Below are 10,318 nucleotides of genomic sequence, written 5' to 3'. Positions count from 1 at the left end.
CGAGCCTAGGCGAGGTGCCGAGTGGTGGGGCAGAAGCGCTTTGGTTACTTTCGCGCTTTTCGAAAGTGACCCGCCGTCAGGGCGGAACCCTAAGTAGCCGTTACCGCAGAAATGGATATACACACTCCCGATGCCCTGACAGCCGACCAGAATTTGTGGGAATGGTCGGACAACCCTCAAATTTAAGCAGACTTTTCCGACGATCTCTGGCGGTTGCCGAGTGGGAAGGGCTCTAGCTAACCTTCTCCCGTCGCTGCCAATTCAGCGATCGGGCGTCGCGGCCCGAAAACTTGGTAGTCCATTCCCCCTTTGGAGTACCGCAATGTGTAACAAACCTCCATCACCTTCAGAAACCAATAACGCTTCTCCCAATTCCAGCCTCAACCCCAAAAAGCTCGACGAAGCCGCCAAGCGCGCCCTCGACTATTACCTAGCCCCAAAGCCTGAAGCCAAAAAGAAACCACCCTCAAACCAGCTATTCACCGTCGTGGAAGGCATCGACGTCGAATGCCTCCTCGCCAACCTCAGCGAAACCCTGGCCTCAGCCAGCGCAACAATCAGCGACCTGGCCTTCGAACTCGACGGCTCGCGACGGCATGTTGCATTGGGCGTGCAACAGCTGATCGAGTTGAGTGAGCTGCTAGCCAATCGTGTGCTGGACGAGCAGGTGCCGGTGCCGAAGGGCTAGAAAAGCTGCCAAGGCGAACACAGCACCTGTGGTGAGGGGATTTATCCCCGTTGGGCTGCGAAGCAGCCCCAAAAAGCAGCTACTCAAACAACCTGATACACCGAGGTGCCAGGTTCGGGGCTGCTGCGCAGCCCAGCGGGGATAAATCCCCTCGCCACACAGTTCGGTGTAGATCCTGCCATTCGGTGCAGACCCAGCCATTGGTTGAGCTGAGCCGGCCACATGCTCAATCCAACCCCAATTTCTTCAACCGATAGCGCATCGACCGAAACGACAACTTCAACCGCTGCGCCGCCGCCGTGCGGTTCCAGCGGGTTTCCTCCAGGGCCTGGAGGATCAGCTTGCGTTCGACGTCTTCCAGGTAGTCTTCCAGGTTATCGACCTGCATCAAGTCGGGGTTGCCCGGTTCTGCGCTGCCATTACCCTCGGCCAAACGCAGGTCATCCGCTTCGATCTGCTGCTGTTCGCAAAGGGTGTAGGCCCGTTCGAGCATGTTCTCCAGTTCACGCACGTTGCCCGGGAAACGGTAACTCCTGAGAGCGTCCAACGCCTGGGGATGCAACTTGACCGGTGGACTGCCTGTGTTGGCTGCCAGGCGCAGAAGCATGTGATTGGCCAGCAGCTCGATGTCTTCGCGGCGTTCACGCAATGGCGGGACGCGCAGTTCGATGACGTTCAGCCGGTAATACAAATCCTGGCGAAAGCGCCCGGCGGCCACTTCGCCGTCCAGATCCTTGTGGGTCGCGCAGAGGATGCGCACGTCCACCACTTCTTCCTGCTGGCCGCCAACAGCGCGCACGGCCTTTTCCTGGATCGCCCGCAACAGTTTGACCTGCATCGCCAAGGGCAGGTCGGCCACTTCATCGAGGAACAAGGTCCCGCCATGGGCGGCCTGGAACAAACCTGGCTTGTCCTCGATGGCGCCGCTGAAGCTGCCTTTTCGATGGCCGAAAAACTCACTTTCCATCAGCTCCGTGGGAATTGCCCCACAGTTGACCGGTACAAAGGGCAGGTTGGCACGGGGGCCTTGTTCGTGGATCAGCCGGGCGACCAGTTCCTTGCCGCAGCCCGATTCCCCGCTGATGTACACCGGTGCCTGGCTGCGGGCGAGTTTTTCGATCTGCTTGCGCACGCTGAGCATGGGGGGCGAGTCGCCCAGCAGGCTGCGCTCGAGGGTGGTGCCAGGCGTGGCGACCGGCGGCAGGCGCAGGGCACTGGTGACCAGTTCCCGCAGCCGACCCAGGTCTACCGGTTTGGTCAGGAAGTCGAAGGCGCCGGCCTTGAGGGCGTCGATGGCGGTTTCCAGGCTGCCGTAGGCGGTGATCATTGCCACGGGGAGCTGGGGGTAACGCTGCTGGATGTGTTGCACCAGTTCCAGGCCGGTGCCGTCGGGCAGGCGCATGTCGGTCAGGCACAGGTCGAAGGCCTCGCCGGCCAGCAGGTTCTGGGCTTCGGCGAGGTTCTTGGCGCTGCGGGTGTCGAGTTTCATCCGGCCCAGGGTGATGTCCAGGAGTTCGCGGATGTCCGGTTCGTCATCGACGATCAGGATTCGTTGCCGTGAGCGTGTATTCAAATCTGTTTCCGTCCGTGAGCAAAGGTGATGCGAAAGCAACCGCCGCCTTGGCGTGGTTTGAAGTCTAGGCGGGCCTGGTTGCTTTCGCACAGCTCACGGGACAGATAGAGCCCAAGGCCGGTGCCCTGGCTGCTGGTGGTGAAGAAGGGTTCGAACAAATGTGCCTGTTGCTCTGGCGTCACACCAGGGCCGTTGTCGATGATGTCCAGGGTGGATAACTGGCTGTGTGGGTCGATGAACAGTTTCAGCCAGGCCTCGGCCTGTTCGTGGGCCATGGCGCTGTGGCGCCAGGCGTTGCGCAGCAGGTTGTCGAGTACCTGGGTCAACTGGTCGGGGTCCATCAGCGTGGTGTAGTCACCCGGGTCGATGCTCAGGTGCAAGTGCTGGTGCTCGGCCATGCTTTCACGGGCCTGCCGGACGAACTGGTCGAGCCAGGTCCGCAGGTCGAGGCGTTGGGGGGTGGTTTGCTGGCGACGAGACAGCTGCAGGACGTTTTCAATGACGCGGTTCATTCGTTGGGAGTGATCTTGAATAATCTGCGTCAGACGCCGATCCGCGTTGTTCAGTTCCTCGGATTCGCGCAGTAATTGCGCTGCGTGGCTGATGGCGCCCAAGGGGTTGCGGATTTCATGGGCGATGCCAGCAGTGAGGCGCCCGAGGGAAGCGAGTTTCAGTTGCTGGGCCTGCTGCGCAACCTGGGCCAGGTCCTCAAGGAATACCAGCAACTGCTGCTGATCGTAATGCCCCAAGGCGATGAAGCTCGGTTGCAGGGTCAGGCCTGTGCCGGTCACGGTCAGGCTGGGGGGACGCAGGCTGGGGTTGTTCAGCCACAATTGCAGGCGTTCGACCAGGGCGGTGCAATAGTCATCGATTCGCTGGCCGACCAGGTCGTGTATGCCCAGCAGGTTCAAGGCGCTTTCGTTGGCCAATTGCACGCGCCGCTCGCGGTCGAGCACCAGGATACCTGTGCGCATGCGTTGCAGGATCAGTGCGTTGAGCGCTTCGAGGCCGATCACCTCGCTGGCTCGTTGCTCGGCCAGGGTTTCACTGGCTTCCAGTCGCCGGGTCAGGCCCTGTACCAGCAGGGCGGCGGCAAAACACAGCGCCCCGAGGGTGCCGGCTTGCAGATAACTGCTGGGACGGTTTGAATCGCTCAGGCCGAGGAAAAAAGTCGACCCGACGATACCGATCGTGGCGACAGCGGCGATCAACAGGCCGACCCGGCTTCGCAACAGCGTATTGCCGATGGCTACCGAGACAATGAGCAGGTTGCCGATGGCACTGGGCACACCGCCCGCGGCGAAGAACAGCCACGAAAGCAGCAGAACGTCGGTGAGGGCCAGGCCGAACAGCCGGGCGGGGCGGCGAATGTTCTCAAGGAACACCACCAGCAGGATGTTCAGCACCAGGTACAACCAGCTGCCGTTGCGCAGCAGGTCGTCGTTGGCGAACTCCAGCAGGCGGTTGTCCAGCTTGCTGGAGATCAGCAGCACCAGGGTGATGCCGATGCTCAGGCGATACAGGTGATAGAGACGCAGCAGGCGCTGCGCCTGTTTTTCGCGTGGGCTTGAGGCCTCAGCGATCACGAGTGCCCGGGCCTTGCTCGAGATGAGCCTGGCTGCAATACCATTGTTGTTCGAGGGCCAGGGCCCGGTCACGGGGCAGATGTACGCCGCAATGGGCGCAACGAACCATGGGGGGTGCGTCCTGCTCCCGGGGAGCGTTCGGCGCGGATGAGGTGCTCTTGAACTTGCGCCAGAACCATACCGCGGCGGCAATCAGGGCGATCCAGAACAGTAAACGAAGCATGATGGGCGGCTTTTTGGCTAGAGATCAGGCAGTTTAGCCAAGGACAGGAACGGCGCACAGCGCAATAAAACCCAGGCATAAAAAAGGGAGACCCGCGGGTCTCCCTTTTTGCTGAGGCCTTGGCCTCAGTCGAACATACCGAAGGTCATGTAGCTGAACCAGGAGCGATCGGTGGATTCGCTCTCAGGCTCTTCTTCTTCGATCACGTCGCCATTTTCGTCCTTGGGCTTGAGCTCGTTTGGAATGGCTTCCTTGGCGTCCTGGAACTGACGCTGCACGTCCTGGTTGGCGCGGGTTTCGCCCGGCGGCAGAGGTGGACGGGACTCGATCAGGCCCAGGGTCGCCTTGCTCAGCCACGAACGGTTGTCCGCTTCGTCGACCCGTGGGGTGAACTGGCCATCGACCAGGGATGGGTGATCCGGGTAGTTCAGCTTGAGGGTTTCCAGGCTGGTGGCCGCCAGGTCGTCCAGGTGCAGGCGCTGGTAGGCTTCGGTCATCACGGCCAGGCCGTCACCCACCGAAGGGGTTTCCTGGAAGTTTTCCACTACGTAGCGGCCACGGTTGGCGGCGGCAACGTAGGCCTGACGCGTCAGGTAGTAGTCGGCCACGTGGATTTCGTAGGAGGCCAGCAGGTTGCGCAGGTAGATCATGCGCTGCTTGGCGTCCGGCGAGTAGCGGCTGTTGGGGAAGCGGCTGGTCAGTTGGGCGAACTCATTGTAGGAGTCGCGCGCGGCGCCCGGGTCACGCTTGGTCATGTCCAGCGGCAGGAAGCGCGCCAGCAGGCCGACGTCCTGGTCGAAGGAGGTCAGGCCCTTGAGGTAATAGGCGTAATCGACATTCGGGTGCTGCGGGTGCAGGCGAATGAAACGCTCGGCGGCGGACTTGGCTGCTTCCGGCTCGGCGTTCTTGTAGTTGGCGTAGATCAGCTCCAGCTGGGCCTGATCGGCGTAGCGACCGAACGGATACCGCGACTCCAGCGCCTTCAGCTTGGCAGTGGCGCTGGTATAGCTGTTGTTGTCCAGGTCGTTCTGCGCCTGTTGGTACAGTTCGACTTCGCTCAGGTTTTCGTCTACGACTTCCTTCGACGAGCAAGCAGCAGTCAATGCGAGGATGGCGATCAGCAGCAGGTGTTTCACTTGCATGGCGGCTTGCGTCCCTATGACGGCCGCTGTCTTGGGCGGGGCCGTCCTGTTATGATGAGCGCCCCGTTGAAAGCCTCGGGGCAAAAGACGCCGTATTTAACCACAAGCGCGCAGCCGAAACCAAAGGCTGTGCCGACGCCCAGTCCGAGCATGTCCGATAAAATAGAACTTCGCGCAGAGGTGCCGTCCGAATTGGGCGGCCAACGCCTCGATCAAGTCGCCGCACAACTCTTTGCCGAGCACTCTCGCTCGCGCCTTTCCGCCTGGATCAAGGACGGCCGCCTGACTGTGGATGGGGCGGTGATCCGCCCGCGCGACATCGTCCACGGCGGTGCCATTCTCGAGCTGACTGCCGAACAGGAGGCCCAGGGAGAATGGGTCGCCCAGGACATCGCCCTGGACATCGTCTATGAAGACGAAGACATCCTGGTGATCAACAAGCCTGCGGGCCTGGTGGTGCACCCGGCGGCTGGGCATGCTGATGGCACCTTGCTCAATGCCTTGCTGCACCACGTACCGGACATTATCAATGTGCCACGTGCTGGCATCGTCCATCGCCTGGACAAGGACACCACCGGTCTGATGGTGGTGGCCAAGACCATCCAGGCGCAGACACAGCTGGTCACACAGCTGCAAAGCCGCAGCGTCAGTCGCATCTATGAATGCATCGTGATCGGGGTCGTCACCGCCGGTGGCAAGATCAACGCCCCTATCGGTCGTCACGGCCAGCAGCGCCAACGCATGGCGGTGATGGAGGGCGGCAAGCAGGCGGTCAGCCATTATCGCGTGCTCGAGCGTTTCCGCTCCCACACCCATGTGCGGGTCAAGCTGGAAACCGGCCGGACCCACCAGATCCGTGTGCACATGGCCCACATCAACTTCCCGTTGGTGGGCGACCCGGCCTACGGCGGTCGTTTCCGCATTCCGCCGGCTGCCAGCCAGACCATGGTCGAATCGCTGAAGAATTTCCCGCGGCAGGCGTTGCATGCACGTTTCCTGGAGCTGGATCATCCGACGACCGGCAAGCGCATGAGCTGGGAGTCGCCGTTGCCGGATGACTTCGTCTGGCTGCTGACATTGCTCAAGCAGGACCGCGAGGCGTTCATCGGATGAGTGACTGGCTGATACCCGACTGGCCCGCGCCGGCCCGGGTCAAGGCCTGCATCACGACCCGTGAGGGTGGCGTCAGCCTGGCGCCGTTCGACAGCCTCAACCTGGGCGATCATGTGGGCGACGATCCTGCGGCCGTCGCCGAAAACCGTCGTCGCCTCACCGATCAATTCGCCATCACCCCGGCCTGGCTACAGCAGGTCCACGGCATTGCCGTGGTCGAGGCTGATCCGGCCCAGGTGGCGACCGCCGATGCCAGTTGGACCGACACGCCCGGTATCGCCTGCACCGCGATGACGGCGGACTGCCTGCCTGTGCTGTTCTGCAACCGTGCCGGCACCCGCGTCGCGGCGGCCCATGCCGGCTGGCGCGGGCTGGCGAACGGCGTGCTGGAAGCCACCCTCGACAGCCTTGCCGTGCCCGCGGATGAAATCCTCGCCTGGCTCGGCCCGGCCATCGGCCCGCAAGCGTTTGAAGTCGGGCCGGAAGTCCGTGAAGCCTTCATCGCGCAACTGCCCCAGGCAGCCCAAGCCTTTGCCGCGAGCCCAAACGCCGGCAAGTTCCTCGCCGATATCTACGCGTTGGCACGGCTGCGCCTGGCCGCACATGGTGTCACGGCCGTCTACGGTGGCGGTCTCTGCACCGTGACCGACCCCCGTTTCTTTTCCTACCGCCGCAACCCGCGCACCGGTCGCTTCGCTTCGCTGATCTGGATCGAACGCTAGACTTCTCTGATCTGTATCAAGGGCGCCCGGCTTGAATCTTCCAGAATCGACCACATCTATAACGGTATCTGGCAGGTTTCTTCATTCAGGATGTTTCCACGGTCCGGCCTGCTCATTAGGAAGGTGACCCATGCGTATTGATCGTTTAACCAGCAAATTACAGTTGGCCCTGTCCGATGCCCAGTCCCTGGCCGTCGGTCTGGACCATCCCGGTATCGAACCGGCGCATTTGATGCAGGCCATGCTTGAACAGCAGGGCGGCTCCATCAAGCCCCTGCTGATGCAGGTCGGCTTTGACGTCAACAGTCTGCGCAAAGAACTGGCCAAGGAACTCGACCAGTTACCCAAGATCCAGAATCCCACCGGTGACGTGAACATGTCCCAGGACCTGGCGCGGCTGCTCAACCAGGCCGATCGCCTGGCCCAGCAGAAGGGCGACCAGTTCATTTCCAGCGAGCTGGTGCTGCTCGCCGCCATGGACGAGAACAGCAAGCTTGGCAAATTGTTGCTCGGCCAAGGGGTGAGCAAGAAAGCGCTGGAAAATGCTATCAACAACCTGCGTGGCGGCGAAGCAGTCAACGACGCCAACCACGAGGAGTCGCGCCAGGCGCTGGACAAATACACCGTCGACCTGACCAAGCGTGCCGAGGAAGGCAAGCTCGACCCGGTGATCGGCCGCGACGATGAAATCCGCCGTACGATCCAGGTGCTGCAACGCCGCACCAAGAACAACCCGGTGCTGATCGGCGAGCCAGGTGTGGGTAAAACCGCCATTGCCGAGGGCTTGGCCCAGCGCATCATCAACGGCGAAGTGCCGGACGGCCTCAAGGGTAAGCGCCTGTTGTCCCTGGACATGGGCGCCTTGATCGCCGGTGCCAAGTACCGTGGCGAGTTCGAAGAACGGCTCAAGGCTTTGCTCAATGAACTGTCCAAGCAGGAAGGGCAGATCATCCTGTTCATCGACGAACTGCACACCATGGTCGGTGCGGGTAAAGGCGAAGGCTCGATGGATGCCGGCAACATGCTCAAGCCTGCGTTGGCCCGTGGCGAGTTGCACTGCGTCGGCGCGACCACGCTCAACGAGTACCGCCAATATATAGAGAAGGATGCGGCGCTGGAGCGGCGCTTCCAGAAAGTGCTGGTGGAGGAGCCGAGCGAGGAAGACACCATTGCCATCCTGCGCGGCCTCAAAGAACGCTACGAAGTTCACCACAAGGTGGCGATCACCGATGGCGCGATTATCGCGGCGGCCAAGCTCAGCCACCGCTACATTACCGACCGCCAGTTGCCGGACAAGGCCATCGACCTGATCGACGAGGCCGCCAGCCGCATCCGCATGGAAATCGACTCCAAGCCCGAAGTGCTGGATCGGTTGGAGCGCCGCCTGATTCAGCTCAAGGTCGAATCCCAGGCCCTGAAGAAAGAAAGCGACGAAGCGGCGAAGAAGCGTCTGGAAAGGTTGCAGGAAGAGATCGTTCGTCACGAGCGTGAGTATTCCGACCTCGAGGAAATCTGGAACTCGGAGAAAGCCGAAGTCCAGGGTTCAGCGCAGATCCAGCAGAAGATCGAACAGTCCCGCCAGGAGCTGGAAGCGGCCCGTCGTAAAGGCGACCTCAACCGCATGGCCGAGCTGCAGTACGGAGTGATCCCGGACCTGGAGCGCAGCCTGCAAATGGTCGACCAGCACGGCAAGAGTGAAAACCAGTTGCTGCGCAGCAAGGTCACCGAGGAAGAGATTGCCGAAGTGGTCTCCAAATGGACCGGCATTCCGGTGTCGAAAATGCTCGAAGGCGAGCGCGACAAGCTGCTGAAGATGGAAAGCCTGCTGCACCAGCGTGTGATCGGCCAGGAAGAGGCAGTCGTGGCAGTGTCCAATGCCGTACGCCGCTCCCGTGCCGGGCTGTCGGACCCTAACCGTCCGAGCGGCTCGTTCATGTTCCTCGGCCCTACGGGGGTCGGTAAAACCGAACTGTGCAAGGCGCTGGCCGAGTTCCTCTTCGACACCGAAGAGGCCATGGTGCGCATCGACATGTCCGAGTTCATGGAGAAACACTCCGTGGCGCGGCTCATCGGTGCGCCCCCGGGTTATGTCGGTTATGAAGAGGGCGGTTACCTGACCGAGGCAGTGCGTCGCAAGCCGTACTCGGTGATCCTGCTCGATGAGGTCGAGAAGGCGCATCCGGATGTGTTCAACATCCTGCTGCAAGTGCTGGAGGATGGTCGCCTGACTGACAGCCACGGGCGCACGGTGGACTTCCGCAACACGGTGATCGTGATGACCTCCAACCTGGGCTCGACGCAGATCCAGGAACTGGTGGGCGACCGCGAAGCGCAGCGTGCGGCGGTGATGGACGCGATTTCCACCCACTTCCGGCCGGAGTTCATCAACCGCGTCGACGAAGTGGTGATCTTCGAGCCATTGGCCCGTGATCAGATTGCCGGCATTACCGAGATCCAGTTGGGTCGCCTGCGCAGTCGTCTCACAGAGCGTGAGCTGAAACTGCAATTGAGCGACGAGGCATTGGACAAGCTGATTGCGGTGGGTTACGACCCGGTCTATGGCGCACGGCCGCTGAAGCGGGCGATCCAGCGCTGGATCGAAAACCCGCTGGCGCAGTTGATCCTGTCGGGTCGCTTCATGCCGGGTGAGACTGTGACCGGTACAGTGGAGAACGACGAAATCGTCTTCAACTGAGGCGATTGTCTGGGCTTTTGTGGCGAGGGAGCCTGCTCCCGCTGGGTCGCGTAGCGGCCCCTCAAAAAGCGAGGAGTGCTTCGCGCTCCAGCGGGAGCAGGCTCCCTCGCCATGGCCGGTGTTCTTTTCCTGATTTATGGGGGGGCTCGCTTCCAAGCGCCATTTTTTTCATCAGGCCGTTGAACTCAAAGGAAAAGGCTTGTAAAGTGCGCCCCGCAGTCAGTCACCCCAAGGGTTACTTCTCGCTGAGAAGGAATCCAAAATAAGTTGCAAATCATTGTCTTGAAAGCAATTTAAGGGGTTGACAGAGGTTTTGAAGATTGTAGAATAGCGCGCCTCAGACACACGAACGCAGCGATGCGTAAGGGTAGAAGAGGTTGAAGCTAGCTTCAACGTTGTAACTTGAAATATCAGTTCCGTGATAGCTCAGTCGGTAGAGCAAATGACTGTTAATCATTGGGTCCCAGGTTCGAGTCCTGGTCACGGAGCCATTTCAATCGGGGTATAGCGCAGTCCGGTAGCGCGCCTGCTTTGGGAGCAGGATGTCAGGAGTTCGAATCCCCTTACCCCGACCAT

At 61.1% G+C, this 10,318-nt stretch carries 8 protein-coding genes and 2 tRNA genes; 6 read left to right on the top strand and 4 right to left on the bottom strand.

Annotated features, from left to right (window positions below; translation table 11 throughout):
* Nucleotides 1-322: 322 nt before the first annotated feature.
* Nucleotides 323-688: a DUF6124 family protein gene (locus tag BM300_RS29540; protein WP_092225289.1), complete on the top strand. Its 366-nt coding sequence runs from the start codon at nt 323-325 to the stop codon at nt 686-688.
* A 226-nt stretch (nt 689-914) separates the two neighbouring features.
* Here the strand turns inward: BM300_RS29540 and BM300_RS29535 are convergent, their stop codons facing one another.
* The 4 genes from BM300_RS29535 to BM300_RS29520 all read right to left on the bottom strand — a co-directional run bounded on the left by BM300_RS29535 (nt 915) and on the right by BM300_RS29520 (nt 5,212).
* Nucleotides 915-2,261, bottom strand: coding sequence for a sigma-54-dependent transcriptional regulator (locus BM300_RS29535; RefSeq protein ID WP_092150400.1), 1,347 nt, complete (start codon nt 2,259-2,261; stop codon nt 915-917).
* A complete protein-coding gene (locus BM300_RS29530; RefSeq protein WP_063324318.1) occupies nt 2,258-3,847 on the bottom strand; it encodes a two-component system sensor histidine kinase NtrB in 1,590 nt (529 codons plus the stop codon). The genes BM300_RS29535 and BM300_RS29530 overlap by 4 nt, the downstream gene beginning before the upstream one ends.
* Entirely contained in the window at nt 3,837-4,070 is a 234-nt protein-coding gene (locus BM300_RS29525) for a PP0621 family protein (protein ID WP_063324319.1), read from the bottom strand. Before BM300_RS29525 ends, BM300_RS29530 begins: the two co-directional genes overlap by 11 nt.
* A gap of 125 nt (nt 4,071-4,195) precedes the next feature.
* On the bottom strand, nt 4,196-5,212 hold the full coding sequence (locus tag BM300_RS29520; RefSeq protein ID WP_092150403.1) for an outer membrane protein assembly factor BamD: 1,017 nt from the start codon (nt 5,210-5,212) through the stop codon (nt 4,196-4,198).
* Nucleotides 5,213-5,362: 150 nt separating this feature from the next.
* Between BM300_RS29520 and rluD the strand changes: the two genes are divergently transcribed.
* From rluD to BM300_RS29495, 5 genes are all read left to right on the top strand, one after another.
* On the top strand, nt 5,363-6,325 hold the full coding sequence (rluD, locus tag BM300_RS29515) for a 23S rRNA pseudouridine(1911/1915/1917) synthase RluD (protein ID WP_063324322.1): 963 nt from the start codon (nt 5,363-5,365) through the stop codon (nt 6,323-6,325).
* Nucleotides 6,322-7,047: a peptidoglycan editing factor PgeF gene (pgeF, locus tag BM300_RS29510; RefSeq protein ID WP_092348416.1), complete on the top strand. Its 726-nt coding sequence runs from the start codon at nt 6,322-6,324 to the stop codon at nt 7,045-7,047. The genes rluD and pgeF overlap by 4 nt, the downstream gene beginning before the upstream one ends.
* A gap of 130 nt (nt 7,048-7,177) precedes the next feature.
* Nucleotides 7,178-9,742 (top strand): ATP-dependent chaperone ClpB, encoded by a 2,565-nt coding sequence (gene clpB / locus BM300_RS29505; protein WP_053125348.1) that lies wholly within the window; start codon nt 7,178-7,180, stop codon nt 9,740-9,742.
* Nucleotides 9,743-10,157: 415 nt separating this feature from the next.
* A tRNA-Asn gene (locus BM300_RS29500) sits at nt 10,158-10,233 on the top strand.
* Between the two features lie 7 nt (nt 10,234-10,240).
* Nucleotides 10,241-10,317 (top strand) — tRNA-Pro (locus BM300_RS29495).
* The last annotated feature ends 1 nt before the right edge of the window (nt 10,318 follow it).

The sequence above is a fragment of the Pseudomonas sp. NFACC46-3 genome (genome assembly GCF_900114515.1).
Lineage (GTDB): Bacteria > Pseudomonadota > Gammaproteobacteria > Pseudomonadales > Pseudomonadaceae > Aquipseudomonas > Aquipseudomonas fluorescens_Q.
Note: the sequence above shows the minus strand (reverse complement) of the source record. Positions and strands in the feature narration are given on the sequence as shown.